The following is an 18,756-nucleotide window of genomic DNA, read 5'->3' on the forward strand; positions in this document are numbered from 1 at the left end:
ATCCCTTTATGTTAACACGATAGCCGGAATGTCTTGATGAGAGATTCATACCCGTTACACAGATGCTTCCACGAAACCCATTATACGTTACCAAGATGTCATCACACTATAAAAATGCTCAACCTTAGTAGTATATACCGGGCATAATATGCTTTTGCAACTCTCAAAAAATTATGTTTCGTTGTTGCCTCCGCATGACTACCGCGGAAGCTGTCTAGCGCCCGGACGGATATCAGCTGCGGCTGCCCTGCAATAGAGCATCAAGATCAGCAAATACTTTTGAAATTTCTTGCTGTCCATTAATATTTGTAAGTACATCCTTTGCTTTATAGAAATCAAGTAAAGGTTGCGCTTGGTTCATATTTACTTCCAGACGGTTAGCTACAGTTTCAGGATTGTCATCCGCACGAGTGTATAGCTCGCCACCATCTTTGTCACATTTCCCTTCCTCTTGTGGAGGATTGAAAACTAAGTGATAAGATGTACCGCAAGTTTTACAAATGCGACGACCACTTAGACGTGCGATTAACTCATCTTTTTCAACTTGAACATTAATTGTATGCTCAACTGGACGACCTAATTCTTCAAGGATGCTATCTAAAGCTTCAGCTTGAGGAACTGTACGCGGGAATCCATCTAATAAGAATCCTTTTTCGCAGTCAGCTTGTGAAAGACGCTCGCGAACGATACCAATCGTTACTTCATCAGGAACTAAAGCCCCTTGATCCATAAACGATTTAGCTTGTAAACCAAGTTCTGTGCCTTCTTTAATGGCAGCACGGAACATATCGCCTGTAGAAATATGAGGGATTGCGTACTTCTCAACAATTTTGTCAGCCTGAGTACCTTTACCGGCACCTGGTAGACCCATTAAAACGATATTCATACGAATGCTCCCCTTCAAAACTATGCTGGCAAGGAAACGAAGTAGTTTCCTAAACCTGCATTATTTCATAAAGCCTTTATAATGACGTTTCACTAGTTGAGACTCTAACTGTTTCATCGTTTCTAACGCTACACCAACTACGATAATCATACTTGTTCCCCCGATTTGAGCCGAAGCTGGCAGGTTCATAAAGTTAATGAATAATATTGGCATAACCGAAATAACTACTAAGAAAATAGCTCCAACAAATGTTAATCGATAAAGTACTTTTGTTAAATAAGCTTGAGTGTCATTACCTGGGCGAATACCCGGGATATACGCACCTTGCTTTTTCAAGTTGTCCGCTACATTTTCTGGGTTCACTTGAATGAACGCATAGAAATATGTAAACGCAACGATTAATGTAACATAGATTAACATCCCAACAGGTTTTGTATAATCAAATGTGTTCGTAATGAACGCTGTTACATTATTATCGCCAAAGAACGTTGCTAAAGTTTGTGGTGTTACGATAAACGCTACCGCGAAGATTACCGGAATAACCCCTGCAGCATTTACTTTTAACGGTAAGTGCGTTTGTTGAGCACCAATTTTAGGTGAGTTCCCTGCAACTCGTTTTGCATATTGAATTGGGATTTTACGCAACGCTTGTTGGATGTAAATAACCCCTACAATAACTGCAAGTAGCACTAAAACTAATAAAGCTAAGATTGCGATGTTAATGAATAACTGCTCTCCTGCTCCTTCAATTTGTTGTGCATAAATTTGGTTTACTACATTAGGCATCGCAGCAACGATACCAGCGAAGATAATGATTGAAATACCATTACCAACACCATGTGCAGTAATTTGTTCAGATAACCAAAGTAAGAAAGCTGTACCTGCTGTTAACACAACAGCAATCGTTAAGTACGATTGAATACTAGTATCTGTAATCAATGATCCACCGTAGAACTGGTTGAAACCAAAGCTCATTGCAAAAGATTGAATAAAGGCTAATACAATCGTGAAGTAACGTGTGAATTGAGCAAGTTTGCGTCGCCCAACATCACCTTGTTTCGCCCATTCTGAAAACTTAGGCACGACATCCATTTGTAATAACTGAACAATGATTGAGGCTGTGATATAAGGCATAATCCCCATCGCAAAGATCGAGAAGTTTGCTAATGCACCACCGCCAAACGTATTAAGGAAACCAACTAAGTTAAACTCATCAGTTGCCTTTAATACATTAGCGTCAACGTTTGGTACCGGGATAAATGTCCCGATACGATAAACGATTAACATTAATAGTGTAAAGATGATTTTATTTCGTATATCTCGAACGCGCATAAAGTTAGAGATCGTCTGAAACATTAGATCACCTCAGTAGTTCCGCCAGCGTTCTCAATTGCTTCTTTAGCAGAAGCTGAGAATTTGTGAGCTTTAACTGTAAGCTTAACGTTTACAGTACCATGACCTAGAATTTTGATTCCAGCTTTTTCATTGCTCACGATACCAGTTTCTAATAATAATGCAGGTGTTACTTCTGCACCATCTTCAAAACGGTTTAATGCATCAAGGTTAACGATAGCGTATTCTTTACGGTTAATGTTCGTAAAGCCACGTTTAGGTAAACGACGGAATAGTGGGTTTTGACCCCCCTCAAATCCTGGGCGAACGCCGCCGCCAGAACGAGCGTTTTGACCTTTATGACCTTTACCAGAAGTTTTACCGTTACCAGAACCGATACCACGACCAACGCGGTTACGTACTTTACGTGAACCTTCTGCTGGTTTTAACTCATGAAGTTTCATATGGGTGGCACCTCCTTGTTCGTATATATTGAAATTAAATTTCTTTTACAGTAACTAAGTGAGCTACTTTTGTAATCATACCACGGATTGCAGCGTTATCAGCTTGTTCCACAGTTTGGTTTAATTTACGTAATCCTAATGCCTCAACAACTTTACGTTGGTTTGGTTTAGTACCGATCACAGATTTAGTAAGGGTGATTTGTAATTTAGCCATTATAATTCCCCCCTTATCCTAATAACTCTTCCACTGATTTACCGCGTAGTTTTGCTACATCCTCTGCGCGTTTTAATTCAGTTAAACCTGCTACAGTTGCACGCACCATGTTGATTGGTGTGTTTGAACCAAGAGATTTTGAAAGAATATCAGTAATACCAGCTAGTTCTAGTACCGCACGTACTGGACCACCAGCGATAACCCCTGTACCAGGAGCAGCAGGTTTGATTAAGATTGAACCTGCACCGAAGCGACCTTGCACTAAGTGTGGAGTAGTTCCACCCACGCGTGGTACTTCGATTAAGTTTTTCTTCGCGTCTTCAACAGCTTTGCGGATTGCGTCTGGAACCTCTTGAGCTTTACCAGTACCGAAACCTACATGACCATTTTTATCTCCTACTACTACTAGAGCAGTGAAGCGGAAGCGACGACCACCTTTAACAACTTTAGCAACACGGTTGATTGTTACAACGCGTTCTTCAAGTTCTAATTTGTTTGCGTCAATGCGACTCATGAAGTATGTCCCTCCTTCTTATTAAAATTCTAAGCCGTTTTCACGTGCAGCTTCTGCTAAAGCTTTCACACGTCCATGATATAAGTAACCGCTACGGTCAAATACTACAGTTGTAATATTTTTTTCAGCAGCGCGTTTAGCGATTGTTTCACCGATTTTAGCTGCAGCTTCTACGTTTGAGCCCATACCTTCGAAAACTTTTTCTTGAGTATTAGCAGAAACTAAAGTTACGCCAGCTACGTCATCGATTAATTGTGCATAGATGTTCTTGTTAGAACGGAATACGTTTAAACGTGGACGTTGTGCAGTACCCGAAATTTTAGAACGAACACGCCCATGACGTTTTTTACGAACTTGATTTTTATCTTGTTTCGTAATCACAGTGGTCACTCCTTTCATATATTAATGCGACTTAAGCCGCATTATTTACCTGTTTTACCTTCTTTACGGCGAACGATTTCACCTTCGTAACGAATACCTTTACCTTTGTACGGCTCTGGTGGACGTACGTCGCGGATGTTAGATGCTAAAGCACCAACACGCTCTTTAGAAATACCTTTAACGATGATTTTCGTGTTTGAAGGAACTTCAACCTCTAAACCTTGTTCAGGTGTAAACTCAACTGGGTGAGAGTAACCAACGTTTAATACAAGCTTGTTACCTTGTAATTGTGCACGGTAACCTACACCGATAAGTTCTAGAGTACGAGAGAAACCTTCAGAAACACCAGTTACCATGTTAGCTAATAACGCACGAGTTGTACCGTGGTTAGTACGGTGTTCTTTCGATTCAGAAGGGCGAACAACTGTAAGGATGTTGCCTTCTTGCTCGATTTTCATATCTTGATGGAATTGACGAGTTAATTCGCCTTTTGGACCTTTAACAGTAACAGTGTTTTCAGCTTTCACTTCAACTGTTACGCCAGCAGGAACCTCGATAATCTTTTTACCTACGCGAGACATTTATGTTGCACCTCCGTTCTTTTCTTACTAATTACCAAATGTATGCTAAGATTTCTCCGCCAACTTGTTTAGCGCGAGCTTCTTTGTCAGTTAATAAACCAGTTGAAGTTGATACTAAAGCGATACCAAGACCGTTTAATACTTTAGGTACTTCGTTAGTTTTAGCATATACACGTAATCCTGGTTTAGAAATACGTTTTAAGCCAGTGATAACACGCTCGTTATCTTTACCGTATTTTAAGAAGATACGGATGATACCTTGCTTGTTGTCTTCTACGTACTCAACGTCACGTACGAAACCTTCACGCTTTAAGATTTCAGCGATCTCTTTCTTTAAGTTAGAAGCAGGAACCTCTAACTTCTCGTGACGTACCATGTTTGCATTACGAATGCGTGTAAGCATATCTGCAATCGGATCTGTCATTGTCATGAAATTTACCTCCTTCCCAAATTAGGGGATTACCAGCTGGCTTTCTTAACGCCAGGAATTTGTCCCTTATATGCAAGTTCACGGAAACAAATACGGCAAAGTTTAAATTTGCGGTATACAGAGTGTGGACGGCCACAGCGTTCACAACGTGTATATTCTTGTACTTTGAACTTTTGCGTGCGTTGTTGTTTAACAACCATTGATTTTTTAGCCACGTTTTCGCCCTCCTTATTTATATTACTTTTGGAACGGCATACCGAACTGTGTTAATAACTCGCGAGCTTCTTCGTCAGAATTCGCAGTAGTTACGATAACGATGTCCATACCGCGTACCTTTGAAACTTTATCGTAATCGATTTCTGGGAAAATTAATTGCTCTTTAACACCTAATGTGTAGTTACCACGACCGTCGAATGCTTTTTTAGAAACACCGCGGAAGTCACGTACACGTGGTAAAGAGATTGAAATTAATCTGTCCAGGAATTCATACATACGCTCACCGCGTAATGTAACTTTAGCACCGATCGCTTGACCTTCACGTAAACGGAAACCTGCGATAGATTTTTTCGCTTTAGTTACAACTGGTTTTTGACCAGCGATAGTTGTTAATTCTTCCACAGCTACATCTAGAGCTTTAGAGTTTTGAACAGCGTCACCAACACCCATGTTGATTACGATTTTCTCTACTTTTGGAATTTGCATAACTGATTTATATTCAAACTTGCTCATAAGAGCAGGTGATACTTCATTTAAATATTTGTCTTTTAGGCGGCTCATGTTTGTACCTCCCTTCTTATTTTTACTATTAGTCGATTACTACACCTGATTTTTTTGCAACACGAACTTTTTTGCCATCCTTGATCTCAAAACCTACACGAGTCGGCTCGCCAGATTTTGGATCGATAAGCATTACGTTCGAAACGTGGATTGCAGCTTCTTGAGATACAATACCACCTTGTGGGTTAAGTTGGTTAGGTTTAACGTGTTTCTTAACAATGTTTACACCTTCAACAAGAACGCGGTCTTGTTTTGGGAAAGCAGCTAAGATAACGCCTTCTTTACCTTTATCTTTACCAGTAATTACCTTTACTTTATCGCCCTTTTTAACATGCATAATGTGTCGCACCTCCTTGATTGGTACTGTCATGAAATTAAAGAACTTCTGGAGCTAGAGAAACGATTTTCATGAAGTTGCCATCACGTAATTCACGTGCGACTGGTCCGAAAATACGAGTTCCGCGTGGTGATTTATCGTCTTTGATGATTACGCAAGCGTTCTCGTCAAATTTGATGTAAGTACCGTCTTTACGACGAGCACCTGATTTAGTGCGAACGATAACAGCCTTAACAACGTCACCTTTCTTGACAACGCCACCTGGTGTTGCTTTCTTAACTGTACAAACGACGATATCGCCGATGTTAGCAGTTTTACGTCCAGAACCACCAAGTACTTTAATAGTTAAAACTTCACGTGCACCTGAGTTGTCAGCAACTTTCATACGACTTTCTTGTTGGATCACTTAGGTTACCTCCCTTCGGAAATATATTTTATTCCGAAATGTGTTATTAAATAATAACCGCTTTTTCTACAACTTCAACTAAACGGAAGCGCTTAGTAGCTGATAGCGGGCGAGTTTCCATGATACGTACGATATCACCGATTTTCGCAGTGTTTTGCTCGTCATGAGCTTTATACTTTTTAGAGTATTTTACACGCTTGCCGTAAAGCTTATGCTTTTTGTGAGTTTCAACTAAAACAGTGATAGTTTTATCCATTTTGTCTGAAACAACACGGCCTGTGTAAACTTTGCGTTGATTACGCTCAGTCATACTTAAAACCCTCCTTTATCAGTTATTTGCACTGATTTCTCTTTCACGAATCACAGTTTTCATACGTGCGATCGCTTTGCGAACTTCACGAATGCGAGCTGTGTTTTCTAATTGACCAGTCGCCAATTGGAAGCGAAGGTTGAAAAGCTCTTCTTTCAGTGATTTCACTTTTAACTCAATTTCAGAAGTGGCAAGGTCACGGATTTCATTAGCTTTCATTAGATTCACCACCAGTTTCTTGACGTTTTACAATTTTACATTTAACAGGAAGTTTGTGTGATGCTAAACGAAGTGCTTCACGTGCGATCTCTTCAGATACACCAGCAATTTCGAACATTACTTTTCCTGGTTTTACTACTGCTACCCAACCTTCAGGAGAACCTTTACCAGAACCCATGCGGACTTCTAGAGGCTTTTTAGTGTAAGGTTTATGTGGGAAGATTTTAATCCAAACTTTACCGCCACGTTTCATGTAACGAGTCATTGCGATACGAGCAGATTCGATTTGACGGTTTGTAATCCAAGATGCAGTTGTAGCTTGTAGGCCCCACTCACCGAAAGATACTTCTTTACCGCCTTTCGCTTCTCCACGCATGTTACCACGGTGTTCACGACGATATTTTACGCGTTTAGGTAATAACATAATTATTTGCCTCCTTCCACAGAGTTCTTTTTAGTAGGAAGGACTTCACCACGGTAGATCCAAACTTTAACGCCTAGTTTACCGTAAGTTGTATCAGCTTCAGCATGTGCATAATCGATGTCAGCACGTAATGTATGAAGAGGTACAGTTCCTTCGCTATAGTGTTCAGCACGCGCGATGTCAGCGCCACCTAAACGACCAGATACTTGTGTTTTAATACCTTTTGCTCCAGCGCGCATTGTGCGTTGGATTGATTGTTTTTGAGCACGACGGAATGATACGCGGTTCTCAAGTTGACGAGCGATGTTTTCAGCTACTAATTTAGCGTCAAGATCAGCACGTTTGATTTCAATGATATTGATGTGAACACGTTTACCAGTTACATCAGATAAGTATTTACGTAAGTTTTCTACTTCCGTACCACCTTTACCGATTACCATACCTGGTTTCGCAGTGTGAATTGTAATGTTCACGCGGCTTGCAGCGCGTTCGATTTCTACTTTAGATACAGATGCATCTTTAAGTTGAGTTTCGATATATTTACGAACTTTGATGTCTTCGTGTAAAAGATTAGCATAGTCTTTCTCAGCGAACCACTTTGATTCCCAGTCACGAATAACACCAACACGTAGTCCTATTGGATGTACTTTTTGACCCACGGATTAAACCTCCTTCTTCTCTGATACCACAATAGTAATGTGGCTTGTACGTTTATTGATTGCCGATGCACGACCTTGTGCACGTGGACGGAAACGTTTTAATGTTGGACCTTCATCAACAAAGATTTCAGATACAACTAAGTTATTAATATCTAACTCATAGTTGTGTTCAGCGTTAGCAACTGCAGATTTTAATACTTTCTCAACGACTGGAGACGCCGCTTTTGGAGTATGACGTAAAATTGCAACTGCTTCACCAACCTGCTTGCCTCGAATTAAGTCTACTACTAGACGTACTTTACGAGGAGCGATACGAACTGTACGAGCGATAGCTTTAGCTTGTGTCATTAGGATTTACCTCCTCTCAAAATTAGCGTCGTGTTTTCTTGTCGTCTGCACCGTGGCCTTTGTAAGTACGAGTTGGTGCGAATTCACCAAGCTTGTGACCTACCATATCTTCTGTCACGTATACAGGAACGTGTTTACGTCCATCATATACAGCGATTGTTAAACCGATGAAGTTCGGGAAAATAGTAGAACGGCGAGACCAAGTTTTGATAACTTGTTTTTTCTCAGAAGCCTCTTGCGCTTCCACTTTTTTCATTAAGTGGTCATCGACAAAAGGTCCTTTCTTTAAGCTGCGACCCATTTTGGAACCTCCCTCCGTGATACGACCACGGCTCTCGAAACGAACCGTAGTTTTACCACATTATTTTTTACGTCCGCGAATAATAAATTTAGATGATTTATTTTTCTTGTTACGAGTTTTGTAACCAAGAGCTGGTTTGCCCCATGGTGTCATTGGAGATTTACGTCCGATTGGAGAACGTCCTTCACCACCACCGTGTGGGTGATCGTTAGGGTTCATTACAGAACCACGTACAGTTGGGCGTTTACCTAACCAACGAGAACGACCTGCTTTACCGATGTTGATAAGTTCGTGTTGTTCGTTACCAACTTGACCGATTGTTGCACGGCAAGTAGCTAAGATTAAACGTACTTCACCAGATTGTAAGCGAACGATTACATATTTACCTTCACGACCTAATACTTGCGCAGAAGTACCAGCAGAACGTACTAATTGTCCACCTTTACCAGGTTTCATTTCGATGTTGTGGATAGTTGTACCCATTGGAATGTTTGCTAATGGTAATGCGTTACCTACTTTGATATCCGCTTCTGGACCAGATACGATAGTTTGACCTACTTCTAATCCTTTTGGAGCTAAGATGTAACGTTTTTCACCGTCAGCATAGTTAATTAAAGCGATATTCGCAGAACGGTTTGGATCGTACTCGATTGTAGCAACTCGTCCTGGAATGCCGTCTTTAAGACGTTTAAAATCGATAACACGGTATTGTTTCTTGTGACCGCCACCGTGATGACGAACAGTAATTTTACCTTGGTTGTTACGACCAGCTTTGCGTTTAGTCGGTTCTAATAAAGACTTTTCAGGTTTATTAGTTGTGATTTCAGCAAAGTCAGATGATGTCATGTTACGACGACCATTTGAGGTTGGCTTATACTTTTTAATCGCCATTTGTTTTCCCTCCTTCTTAAAGGTTACTATATATTAAAGATTAGATTTCGAATAATTCGATTTCTTTTGAATCAGCAGTTAATTTAACAATTGCTTTACGGCGTTTGTTAGTGTAACCACCGAATTTACCAACGCGTTTGAACTTACCTTTGTAGTTCATTACGTTTACTTTCTCAACTTTAACACCGAAGATTTCTTCAACAGCGTCTTTAACTTGAGTTTTGTTAGCGCGAGTGTCTACTTCAAAAGTATACTTTTTCTCTGCCATAATTTCTGAAGAACGCTCAGTAATGACTGGACGTTTTAAAATATCACGTGCTTCCATTATCCAAGCACCTCCTCAACTTTTTTCACAGCGTCTTGTGTGAATACAACTTTATCGTGACCTAAAAGATCAAGAACGTTGATTCCAGAAGCTGTTAACACTGTAACACCAGGGATGTTACGAGCAGATAAAATAGCGTTTTCGTTAACTTCAGCAGTTACGAATAATGCTTTTTTGTTGATTTCTAATGCAGTTAATACTGCTTTGAAATCTTTAGTTTTTGGTGCATCGAAAGTTAATGCATCTAAAACTACAAAGTTTTGTTCTAACACTTTAGCTGATAAAGCTGATTTAAGAGCTAAGCGACGAACTTTCTTTGGTAACTTGTAAGCGTAGCTACGTGGAGTAGGACCGAATACAGTACCACCACCACGCCATTGTGGAGAGCGGATCGAACCTTGACGAGCACGACCAGTTCCTTTTTGACGCCATGGTTTACGACCACCACCAGCAACCTCAGAACGTGTTTTAACTTTGTGATTACCTTGACGTAGAGAAGCACGTTGAGCAACTACTGCGTCGAATAATACTGCTTCATTTGGCTCGATTCCGAAGATCGCATCGTTTAACTCGATTTCGCCTACTGAAGCACCTGTTTGACTAAGTACAGATACTTTTGTCATTCCTGTTTCCTCCTTTCTTCAGAGAATTATTTAGATTTAATAGCAGTTTTAACTGTTACTAATGCTTTTTTAGAACCAGGAACATTACCTTTAACTAATAATAGGTTACGCTCAACATCAACCTTAACGATTTCAAGGTTTTGGATTGTTACAACGTTCCCACCCATTTGACCAGGTAATTTCTTTTGTTTGAATACGCGGTTCGGAGCAACTGGACCCATTGAACCAGGACGACGGTGGTAACGAGAACCGTGGGCCATAGGACCACGAGATTGACCATGGCGTTTAATTACACCTTGGAAACCTTTACCTTTAGTAACACCAGTTACATCAATTACATCGCCTTCTGCGAAAATTTCTACCTTGACTTCTTGACCAACTTCGTAAGTTGCAGCGTCTAAGTTGCGGAACTCACGGATGAAGCGCTTAGGAGCAGTGTTTGCTTTTGCTACGTGACCTTGTTCTGGTTTGTTAGAAAGCTTAACGCGCTTGTCTTCAAAACCAACTTGGATCGCTTCGTAACCATCAGTTTCAACAGTTTTCTTTTGTAAAACTACGTTTGGAGTAGCTTCAATTACTGTTACTGGGATAAGATCTCCGTTTTCAGCGAAAACTTGAGTCATACCAATTTTTCTACCTAAGATTCCTTTAGTCATTTGTCACACCTCCTGTTAATTTTGAAAAATGTTTTATATTTGTTTTTACCATTAAAGTTTGATTTCGATATCAACGCCAGATGGTAAATCAAGCTTCATTAACGCGTCAACAGTTTGTGGTGTTGGGTTAACGATGTCGATAAGACGTTTATGTGTGCGCATTTCAAATTGCTCACGAGAATCTTTGTACTTATGAACCGCACGTAAGATCGTGTATACAGATCTTTCAGTTGGTAGTGGAATCGGACCTGATACCCCAGCACCTGAACGTTTCGCAGTTTCAACGATTTTCTCAGCAGATTGATCAAGGATACGGTGATCATACGCTTTTAAACGAATACGAATTTTTTGTTTTGCCATTACTTTCCCTCCTTCTCGCCTATTTTCTAGACATTCTCCACGAAAATTTCTCCTACACACCGCCATGGCAAAGCGGCCGGGTGTGTCGGCAACCTCTCGCTTCATCGCAGTCAAAGACCAACATTCAACATTATATACAATAAAAAAGAAGTTCGCAAGTGTTTTAGCAAAATTCTTTTTAAATAATGTTGTATTCTTTATTTTATACTCATTCGCTCTTTTTGAGCCGTTACCTAGTATATAAGAGTATTCGATTGAAAGCAACCAAAAAGGTGTCGAAGCTCTTAAAATAAAATATTCTGAAAACATTTTTATCTTTAGTTTTCAATACACCAAAAAATCGTCACTTTCTTTTTCTAGAAAGTGACGACATTATTATAGGAAGAAAACCACTGCTATCCAACCGAAAATGATTTGTGGAATGTTATAGAAAATAAAAGTTGGTACACATGTATCCCAAATATGATTATGCTGTCCATCAACATTTAATCCAGCTGTTGGACCAAGTGTAGAATCAGATGCTGGTGAACCTGCATCACCAAGTACACCCGCTGTACCAATTAGACAAATGATTGCTAATTCGCTTAAACCAAGCTCAATTGCAATTGGAACAAAGATTGCTGCGATAATGGGTATCGTTGCAAATGAAGAACCAATTCCCATTGTTACGATTAACCCAACGATTAACATTACGAGTACTGCAATGCTAACGCTCCCACCAAATAAATCCATCGCTCCAGCAACTAATGGTTCTACGTCTCCTGTCGCGTTAATAACCGACGAAAACCCATTTGCTGAAATCATAACAAATCCAACAAACGCCATCATACGCATTCCATCAGAAAGCACTTCATCGGCTTCCTTCATTTTTAAAGCACCCGTTACATATAAAATAATAATCCCAACTAGCGAACCGATAATCATTGAATCTGTTGGAATTTGAACGGCTAACGACGCCACTAGCGCAAAAGCTGCAAATACTAAATCTCGTGTTTTTACTTCTTTATTTAAGTCATTTGATGTTTTTAATTCTACATTTTTATATTGGCGTGGTTTACGATATGCAATAAAGGCTCCTATAAGCCCTACAGCCATTCCTAACGCAACGATTGCCATTGCCTTTGGAACATCCTCCATTGTTACATCAAGCCCTGCTAGGCCCATTTGTGTCACAATAATGTCTTGATAAATTAAACCAAAGCCTGCTGGGATAAACATATACGGCATAACTAAACCAAATGTTAAAATAGATGCGATTAAGCGACGATCAATTTGTAGCATATTCATTAATTTAATCATTGGCGGTACGATTAATGGAATAAACGCAATATGCACTGGAATTAAGTTCTGTGACATAATTGCCAGTGCTAACAACACAACGAAAATTAATCCCTTTGCAGCGCCTTTCTTTTGTGAGTCGCCGTCTTTTTGCACTAATTTTAAAATAGCCTTTACCAATACTTCTGGTACACCTGTCCGTGAAATTGCTAATGCAAATCCACCAAGTAGTGCATAGCTAAGTGCAATCGTTGCACCGCCACCAAGTCCGTCAACAAAGGAATCAATTGTCTCCATAATATTTAAACCACCAGCAAGACCACCAACAATGGCCCCAACTGTTAAGGATAAAACGACATTAATACGCAGTAAGCTCAAAATAAGCATGACTCCTACCGCTACTAAAACAGCATTCATGTTATACACTTCACTTTCGTATGCTAAATTACTAATGTGTTAAAGTTACAAGAAAAATGCACGCCCGTCAATGTATTCACAACAATAAAAACCGTCAATCGAGGAAAAATTGACGGTTTCAAAGGTTTACAAAGCTTGTTTAATAATTTTTTTGTAATAATTGATCGTAAGTGCTGCAAATACGATATACATACTAATATATAGCGCCATTGTAATTAGAACCGGTGTTGTCATTTCTGTACCGAATAAGAACCAGCCTGACTTAACTGCAAAATAGCTATGCAATAAACCAATTAATAACGGTACACCAAAGTTAAATACTTGCTTCATAATAATGCCTCTCAATAATTCTTCCTGTGTAAAGCCAATTTTACGTAAGATTTTATAAGATTCTGCCTCTTCATCTGCTTCAGACATTTGTTTAAAGTATAAAATGCTGCCGGTCGCTAGTAAGAATGCTAAACCTAAAAAGGCTGTTGTGAAAATCGTTGTACCAAACGTATTTAAATTTTCTTTAACCTCCGTTTGTTGCGAGCTTAATTTCCTGACTTGACCATCTTCTTGTAATTCCATGAAAATATTAGCGCCTGTTGTTTTATACAACTTTTCTACTTGCTCATATGTTTCCTTGTTTGCATCAACTAAATCTACCGTTGTTTGCGATTTTGTTACATAGCCAAAAGATTCGCCTTCATTTAATTGTTGAAGTTCTTTAAATACCGCATCCTCTGCTACAATAACAAAGCCACCAGATGTAATACGCCACGCTAAAATCGATTCTTCTTCTATTCGTTTAATATGAATAGGGAATTGATGTTCCCCGTGTAGCAATGTTAGCTCTAACGGCGCAACAATCGGAATTAAATTAGACATAAAGCCGTTGTACGATGTTAAAATAGCCTCTCCTGCTGCTAATTGAAGTGTTGGATCGATTTGCTGATAATCCGATAATGAAATAACAAGTGTGTTACCAAGCGTATTATCCCCAAACAGTTCTATTGACTTTTTATCAAATATTTCAGCCAAATCCACTTGAGCACTTGTTAAATTCATCGTTTTACTTGTATAAGCAATCCCCTGCCCATCTAACGCTGTTAAAAATGCAGTTTCACGCCCATCTACTGTTACATAATCAGCTGGCACTCGCTCTTCAGCTGTTGAGGTTGCTGAATAATAGCTAATATAAGACAGTGTAGTAATCGCTAAAGACACCGCCGTTAACACTGTAATAAGCGTCAGTGATTTTGCATTACTTTTCATGCGATGCATAATCGGTGTCAACGCGAGCACGTCTGATAACTTCAAATGTCCTTTTTTACTTAAACGGAATAAATTTAATACAAATGCTACCGAATAACGGAACACAAAATACGTTCCCCCAATAGTAGTTGCTAAAATAATGATCATACTAACAATTAAGTTCTTTGTTTCTGCTGAAAATAACACCGTACTTTCGTAATAACCATACACAATTAACCCTAAACCAATTGCACCCATAAGCATTGGAAATACACTAAAACGCTTTACACGCTCATCTGCTTGCTTTGAAGCATTAAATAGTGATAACAATGTTGTTTTACGTACCATAAATGCCATTTGTAATAAAATGATTACAAGTAAAATACCAAATACCATGAGCGTATTGACAACTGCTACTTTACTAAAGGACATTGTTACTACTGCGTCAAATTGTAAAAGCTTCAATAAAATCATCGCAAATAAACGCGAGCTAAGTAAACCTAGCACCATACCAATACTAACTGCCCCTGCAAATAATAAGATATTTTCAAAGGCAATTAAGCGCGTCACTAGTCCCTTTGTCATTCCAATTAATTGATAAAGCCCAATTTCCTTACTGCGACGTTTAATAAATAAATGATTCGCATACAAAACAAAAAATAACACAATGAAATACAGCATATACGAAGCCGCTTCAAAGCCGGCCGTTGCTGTTCCACTGGCCTTTGTTGCTTCAATAATTGATTCATTGTACTGCAATGTGACAAACGAGAAAAACAGCGTCACACTAAAAATTAGTGCGAAAAAATATAAATAATAGTGACGCATGTTTTTTTGCATGCTTTTTAACACAAGCTGACTAAGCTTCATCTTGCTCACCGCCTAGAACACTTTGCGTACTTAAAATTTGTTGGAAAAACTCTGTGCGAGATTTGTCACCTTTGTACAATTCCGTATAAATATGACCGTCCTTTAAAAATAGCACACGTGAACAAAAGCTTGCTGCCACTGCATCATGCGTTACCATCATAATCGTTGCCTGCTTTGTCTCATTAATTTTCGAAAGATTACCTAACAGTGCAGTAGCCGACTTTGAATCAAGCGCTCCTGTTGGCTCATCTGCAAAAACAAGCGATGGATTCGAAATTAATGCACGTGCCGCAGACGTACGTTGCTTTTGTCCTCCTGAAATTTCATTTGGATATTTCGCTAAAATTTCCTCAATCCCTAAAATTTTCACCAGCTCCAGTAAGCGATGCTCCGCTGCTGCCTTTGGGATCGAGCTTAATGATAATGGTAATAGAATATTTTCCTTCACTGTTAATGTATCTAATAAATTATAATCCTGAAAAATAAAGCCTAGTTCATCACGACGGAATTTCGCTAGCTCACGTTCCTTCATTCCCTGCAGCTTTTGGCCGTTAATTTCAACAAGTCCATCTGTCACCTGGTCAATCGAGCATAAAACGTTAAGCAATGTCGTTTTCCCCGAACCAGAAGGCCCCATAATGCCAACAAATTCACCTTTTTCTACTTCTAAATCAATGCCCTTTAACACCTCTTGTGCTAAAGTTCGTTTTCCATATGTTTTTCGAACTTTACGTGCGATTAAAATACTCATTTTTCATCAGCCTCTTTTCTTATTTTCTATTTTACCCGCATCTCATCATGAAATCGTTTGATTTACATGACAAAAAAGCCTCCTAAGTGACGAAGTTGTCACGTAAGAAGCGTTTCGTTATACATATTGTCTTTTGGAAATAGAATTTTCACTGTTGTTCCGATAGATTCAGTAGATTCAATGACTATCTTAAGCCGAAGCGAATCGGCTGCCTGTTTAGCTAAATACAAGCCCATGCCTGTTGCTGCACTTGTTTCACGACCAATTGTTCCTGTATACGATTTACGAAACACACGTGGCAAATCTTCTTGCTTAATACCTACACCGTTATCTTGAATCAATAAAGCAAGCTGTCCATTATTAGAAACGGTTGATAATTGAACTTCACCGCCTATATGACTATACTTCACAGCATTCGATAAAATTTGGCGTACAATAAAGGCGAGCCATTTACGGTCTGTTAGCACCTCAAGTTCCACATCCTCTAACTCAATCGCAATTCGCTTCTCAAAGCACCAGCTACGGAGCTCCTTTATTTCCTGCACAAGTACATCTTTTAATGCCACTCGTTCAATTCGATTATCCTGCTCAATCGTTAACAGACGTGTTGCATGGAGCTGCTGATCTAATAATAAATAGAGTCGTAGCCACTCTGTTTCAAAGCGCTCCTTTACCTCCAAATCCTCCATGCGTTCAACAAGTAACTGTATTGCAGTCATTGGTGATTTCATTTCATGTACCCATGCCAATAGCTCATCCTGACGCTCTAATAGCAGCAGTCTTTGCTCCTGCAGCTCTACCTTATTACGTGTAAGCCGTTCCTCATAATCTAGCTTAACTGCTTCAGCATAGCTTTTCCCTTCTGCTGTATAGCCTCTCATCATTCGCACCTCTATTAAATAACGCCACAATAAAAACATTGCTATTAGCACCAGCCAAACAAGGTTTATGTAAAAAAAGGATATCCCTTGAAAGCCCTTATCTACAAATAAAATTAAATTTGTCACAGCTTGTAGCATTACTAAAAATACAAGCCACAAAAGGTGCTGCTTAAAAAATAAGCGAATCATTCACTCACCGCCATATAACCAAGCCCCTTTTTTGTAACAATTACATCGAGTAAGCCAATTTCCTCTAAGCGTTGGCGTAAGCGATTAACATTGACGGTTAGTGTATTGTCATTTACAAAACGCTCATCGTCCCATAGCTTACGCATTAAGTCATCCCGCGAGACAATTTGCCCTTTTGCCTTCACTAAAACCTTTAAAATAAACAGCTCATTTTTCGTTAGCTCGACCTGCCTATTTTGAAATTGGACAAGTGCTCGTTCATAATTAATTTCTGTCCCGCACCAATGCTCACTATCACTTTGCGATGTCTCTTGATAATCGTATGTACGACGCAATAATGCCTGTACCTTTGCAATCAGCACCTCCATATGAAATGGCTTTTGCACAAAATCATCGGCCCCCATTTGCATTGCCATCACCATGTCCATCGGGTGATCACGTGACGATAAAAACAAAATAGGTACATTCGAGATTGTTCGAATTTCTCGACACCAATGAAATCCGTCAAATGCTGGTAATTGAATATCAATTAACACTAGCTGTGGTTTATCTTTCACAAACGTTGCCATCACTTGATGAAAATCATCCGGTCTGACAACATCAATATTCCATTGACGAAAGCGCTCGGCAATTAGTGAAAAAATCGAATCATCATCTTCTATTAACAATACTTTCATTTACGATCACACTCCTTACTTCCTATTATACAAAATACACTATATTCCAAGCTGTATAAATTTTGCTATAATCGAGTCAATTACTGCAACCCGAGGTGAAAAAAATGGATATTCGCCAAATTGAATATTTTGTAGAAGTCGCAAAGCAGCTAAGCTTCACTAAGGCAGCTGCTACTCTGCATGTTTCGCAGCCATCTATCAGTAAAGCCATTCAAAATTTTGAAGCTGAGCTTGGTGTACCATTGTTTTATCGCTCATCGAGGCAGCTCGAGCTGACTGACGCCGGGCAAGCTGTACTCATCAACTCGATGCAGGTGCTCGAATCATTTCAAAATCTGCGTTCTGAATTAACCGATCTCATGCAACTAAAAAAGGGTCAAATTCGTATTGGTATACCGCCGATTGTTGGAGCAGAATTTTTCTCACGCCTTATTAGTGTTTATAAAGAGCAAAATCCATATATCGAAATATTATTGACCGAAGTTGGTACAAAGCGTATTCGTGAAGAAATCGAAACAGGAGAACTTGATATCGGTCTCGTATGCAGTGTCACATCGACAAACGAAAACTTAGAAACGATTCGCTTTTTAAAAGATCCATTGCAGCTTATCGTTCATGAAAATCACCCTCTCGCACAACAGCAAGCAGTTACAATGAGCGATTTAATAAACGAAGCATTTATTATTTATCGCAAAGATTTTATTCTATTTGATCGTATTATTGAAGAATGTTCAAAATACGGATTTTACCCGAACATAGCCTGTGAAACAACGCAAAAGGATTTATTCATTGAAATGGTTCAAGCACGTCTCGGCATTGCGCTCTTACCACAAAAAATTGCTGAAAAGATTCCATATAAATCGATTAAGCGCATTCCATTTCAAGAAGATGCCATTTACTTAGAACTGGGTATTACGTGGAAGAAAAATAAATATTTACCTTACTCGGTGCGCGAATTCATTCAGCTTGCTCATGAGTTTGTTTTACAATAGAAAAACGCCTAGTCCACTTTCACA

29 protein-coding genes are annotated in these 18,756 nt (G+C 39.3%); 1 reads left to right on the forward strand and 28 read right to left on the reverse strand.

Going from position 1 to position 18,756, the window contains the following annotated elements; all coding sequences use genetic code 11:
* Positions 1 to 232: 232 nt before the first annotated feature.
* The 28 genes from O7776_RS19610 to O7776_RS19745 all read right to left on the reverse strand — a co-directional run bounded on the left by O7776_RS19610 (position 233) and on the right by O7776_RS19745 (position 17,740).
* On the reverse strand, positions 233 to 886 hold the full coding sequence (locus tag O7776_RS19610) for an adenylate kinase (protein WP_241370758.1): 654 nt from the start codon (positions 884 to 886) through the stop codon (positions 233 to 235).
* Between the two features lie 60 nt (positions 887 to 946).
* Positions 947 to 2,242 (reverse strand): preprotein translocase subunit SecY, encoded by a 1,296-nt coding sequence (gene secY, locus O7776_RS19615; RefSeq protein WP_274308567.1) that lies wholly within the window; start codon positions 2,240 to 2,242, stop codon positions 947 to 949.
* A complete protein-coding gene (gene rplO, locus O7776_RS19620) occupies positions 2,242 to 2,682 on the reverse strand; it encodes a 50S ribosomal protein L15 (protein WP_241370756.1) in 441 nt (146 codons plus the stop codon). Before rplO ends, secY begins: the two co-directional genes overlap by 1 nt.
* A 34-nt stretch (positions 2,683 to 2,716) precedes the next feature.
* Positions 2,717 to 2,899, reverse strand: a complete 183-nt coding sequence (gene rpmD, locus O7776_RS19625) for a 50S ribosomal protein L30 (RefSeq protein ID WP_241370785.1) — start codon at positions 2,897 to 2,899, stop codon at positions 2,717 to 2,719.
* A 10-nt stretch (positions 2,900 to 2,909) separates the two neighbouring features.
* Positions 2,910 to 3,410, reverse strand: coding sequence for a 30S ribosomal protein S5 (rpsE, locus tag O7776_RS19630; protein WP_099425582.1), 501 nt, complete (start codon positions 3,408 to 3,410; stop codon positions 2,910 to 2,912).
* A gap of 21 nt (positions 3,411 to 3,431) precedes the next feature.
* A complete protein-coding gene (gene rplR, locus O7776_RS19635; protein ID WP_241370755.1) occupies positions 3,432 to 3,791 on the reverse strand; it encodes a 50S ribosomal protein L18 in 360 nt (119 codons plus the stop codon).
* A 41-nt stretch (positions 3,792 to 3,832) separates the two neighbouring features.
* Positions 3,833 to 4,372: a 50S ribosomal protein L6 gene (rplF, locus tag O7776_RS19640; protein ID WP_241370754.1), complete on the reverse strand. Its 540-nt coding sequence runs from the start codon at positions 4,370 to 4,372 to the stop codon at positions 3,833 to 3,835.
* A 31-nt stretch (positions 4,373 to 4,403) separates the two neighbouring features.
* Complete coding sequence (gene rpsH / locus O7776_RS19645; protein ID WP_241370753.1) at positions 4,404 to 4,802, reverse strand: 30S ribosomal protein S8; 399 nt, start codon at positions 4,800 to 4,802, stop codon at positions 4,404 to 4,406.
* Positions 4,803 to 4,831: 29 nt separating this feature from the next.
* A complete protein-coding gene (locus O7776_RS19650; RefSeq protein WP_108714275.1) occupies positions 4,832 to 5,017 on the reverse strand; it encodes a type Z 30S ribosomal protein S14 in 186 nt (61 codons plus the stop codon).
* A gap of 22 nt (positions 5,018 to 5,039) precedes the next feature.
* Positions 5,040 to 5,579, reverse strand: coding sequence for a 50S ribosomal protein L5 (gene rplE / locus O7776_RS19655; protein WP_274308568.1), 540 nt, complete (start codon positions 5,577 to 5,579; stop codon positions 5,040 to 5,042).
* A 28-nt stretch (positions 5,580 to 5,607) separates the two neighbouring features.
* Positions 5,608 to 5,916 carry a 50S ribosomal protein L24 gene (gene rplX, locus O7776_RS19660; protein WP_241370751.1) on the reverse strand — a complete coding sequence of 103 codons (309 nt, stop codon included), beginning with the start codon at positions 5,914 to 5,916 and terminating at the stop codon, positions 5,608 to 5,610.
* A 37-nt stretch (positions 5,917 to 5,953) separates the two neighbouring features.
* The gene (rplN, locus tag O7776_RS19665) at positions 5,954 to 6,322 is read right to left on the reverse strand and encodes a 50S ribosomal protein L14 (protein WP_008406955.1); all 369 of its coding nucleotides are present in this window, start codon (positions 6,320 to 6,322) and stop codon (positions 5,954 to 5,956) included.
* Between the two features lie 46 nt (positions 6,323 to 6,368).
* Positions 6,369 to 6,632 (reverse strand): 30S ribosomal protein S17, encoded by a 264-nt coding sequence (gene rpsQ, locus O7776_RS19670; protein ID WP_241370750.1) that lies wholly within the window; start codon positions 6,630 to 6,632, stop codon positions 6,369 to 6,371.
* An 18-nt stretch (positions 6,633 to 6,650) separates the two neighbouring features.
* Positions 6,651 to 6,851 carry a 50S ribosomal protein L29 gene (rpmC, locus tag O7776_RS19675; protein WP_004233646.1) on the reverse strand — a complete coding sequence of 67 codons (201 nt, stop codon included), beginning with the start codon at positions 6,849 to 6,851 and terminating at the stop codon, positions 6,651 to 6,653.
* Complete coding sequence (gene rplP, locus O7776_RS19680) at positions 6,841 to 7,275, reverse strand: 50S ribosomal protein L16 (protein ID WP_274308569.1); 435 nt, start codon at positions 7,273 to 7,275, stop codon at positions 6,841 to 6,843. Before rplP ends, rpmC begins: the two co-directional genes overlap by 11 nt.
* Positions 7,276 to 7,277: 2 nt before the next feature.
* Entirely contained in the window at positions 7,278 to 7,934 is a 657-nt protein-coding gene (rpsC, locus tag O7776_RS19685) for a 30S ribosomal protein S3 (protein WP_274308570.1), read from the reverse strand.
* Positions 7,935 to 7,937: 3 nt separating this feature from the next.
* A complete protein-coding gene (rplV, locus tag O7776_RS19690; RefSeq protein ID WP_274308571.1) occupies positions 7,938 to 8,282 on the reverse strand; it encodes a 50S ribosomal protein L22 in 345 nt (114 codons plus the stop codon).
* A 22-nt stretch (positions 8,283 to 8,304) separates the two neighbouring features.
* Positions 8,305 to 8,583, reverse strand: a complete 279-nt coding sequence (gene rpsS / locus O7776_RS19695) for a 30S ribosomal protein S19 (protein ID WP_004233637.1) — start codon at positions 8,581 to 8,583, stop codon at positions 8,305 to 8,307.
* 60 nt (positions 8,584 to 8,643) lie between these two features.
* The gene (rplB, locus tag O7776_RS19700; protein WP_274308572.1) at positions 8,644 to 9,474 is read right to left on the reverse strand and encodes a 50S ribosomal protein L2; all 831 of its coding nucleotides are present in this window, start codon (positions 9,472 to 9,474) and stop codon (positions 8,644 to 8,646) included.
* A gap of 40 nt (positions 9,475 to 9,514) precedes the next feature.
* Positions 9,515 to 9,799 carry a 50S ribosomal protein L23 gene (rplW, locus tag O7776_RS19705; RefSeq protein ID WP_008406966.1) on the reverse strand — a complete coding sequence of 95 codons (285 nt, stop codon included), beginning with the start codon at positions 9,797 to 9,799 and terminating at the stop codon, positions 9,515 to 9,517.
* A complete protein-coding gene (gene rplD, locus O7776_RS19710; protein WP_274308573.1) occupies positions 9,799 to 10,422 on the reverse strand; it encodes a 50S ribosomal protein L4 in 624 nt (207 codons plus the stop codon). The genes rplW and rplD overlap by 1 nt, the downstream gene beginning before the upstream one ends.
* Before the next feature lie 26 nt (positions 10,423 to 10,448).
* Complete coding sequence (gene rplC, locus O7776_RS19715; RefSeq protein WP_274308574.1) at positions 10,449 to 11,078, reverse strand: 50S ribosomal protein L3; 630 nt, start codon at positions 11,076 to 11,078, stop codon at positions 10,449 to 10,451.
* A 51-nt stretch (positions 11,079 to 11,129) separates the two neighbouring features.
* Complete coding sequence (gene rpsJ / locus O7776_RS19720) at positions 11,130 to 11,438, reverse strand: 30S ribosomal protein S10 (RefSeq protein WP_008406970.1); 309 nt, start codon at positions 11,436 to 11,438, stop codon at positions 11,130 to 11,132.
* Positions 11,439 to 11,813: 375 nt separating this feature from the next.
* Positions 11,814 to 13,133, reverse strand: coding sequence for a Na+/H+ antiporter family protein (locus O7776_RS19725; RefSeq protein ID WP_274308575.1), 1,320 nt, complete (start codon positions 13,131 to 13,133; stop codon positions 11,814 to 11,816).
* 126 nt (positions 13,134 to 13,259) lie between these two features.
* Positions 13,260 to 15,242, reverse strand: coding sequence for an FtsX-like permease family protein (locus O7776_RS19730; RefSeq protein ID WP_274308576.1), 1,983 nt, complete (start codon positions 15,240 to 15,242; stop codon positions 13,260 to 13,262).
* The gene (locus O7776_RS19735) at positions 15,232 to 15,993 is read right to left on the reverse strand and encodes an ABC transporter ATP-binding protein (protein WP_274308577.1); all 762 of its coding nucleotides are present in this window, start codon (positions 15,991 to 15,993) and stop codon (positions 15,232 to 15,234) included. Before O7776_RS19735 ends, O7776_RS19730 begins: the two co-directional genes overlap by 11 nt.
* Before the next feature lie 98 nt (positions 15,994 to 16,091).
* A complete protein-coding gene (locus O7776_RS19740) occupies positions 16,092 to 17,063 on the reverse strand; it encodes a sensor histidine kinase (RefSeq protein ID WP_274308578.1) in 972 nt (323 codons plus the stop codon).
* On the reverse strand, positions 17,060 to 17,740 hold the full coding sequence (locus O7776_RS19745) for a response regulator transcription factor (RefSeq protein ID WP_274308579.1): 681 nt from the start codon (positions 17,738 to 17,740) through the stop codon (positions 17,060 to 17,062). The genes O7776_RS19740 and O7776_RS19745 overlap by 4 nt, the downstream gene beginning before the upstream one ends.
* A 104-nt stretch (positions 17,741 to 17,844) precedes the next feature.
* On the opposite strand from O7776_RS19745, the gene O7776_RS19750 reads away from it, so the two are divergent.
* On the forward strand, positions 17,845 to 18,732 hold the full coding sequence (locus tag O7776_RS19750; protein WP_274308580.1) for a LysR family transcriptional regulator: 888 nt from the start codon (positions 17,845 to 17,847) through the stop codon (positions 18,730 to 18,732).
* The last annotated feature ends 24 nt before the right edge of the window (positions 18,733 to 18,756 follow it).

Origin of the sequence: Solibacillus daqui (assembly GCF_028747805.1) — a bacterium.
GTDB lineage: Bacteria > Bacillota > Bacilli > Bacillales_A > Planococcaceae > Solibacillus > Solibacillus daqui.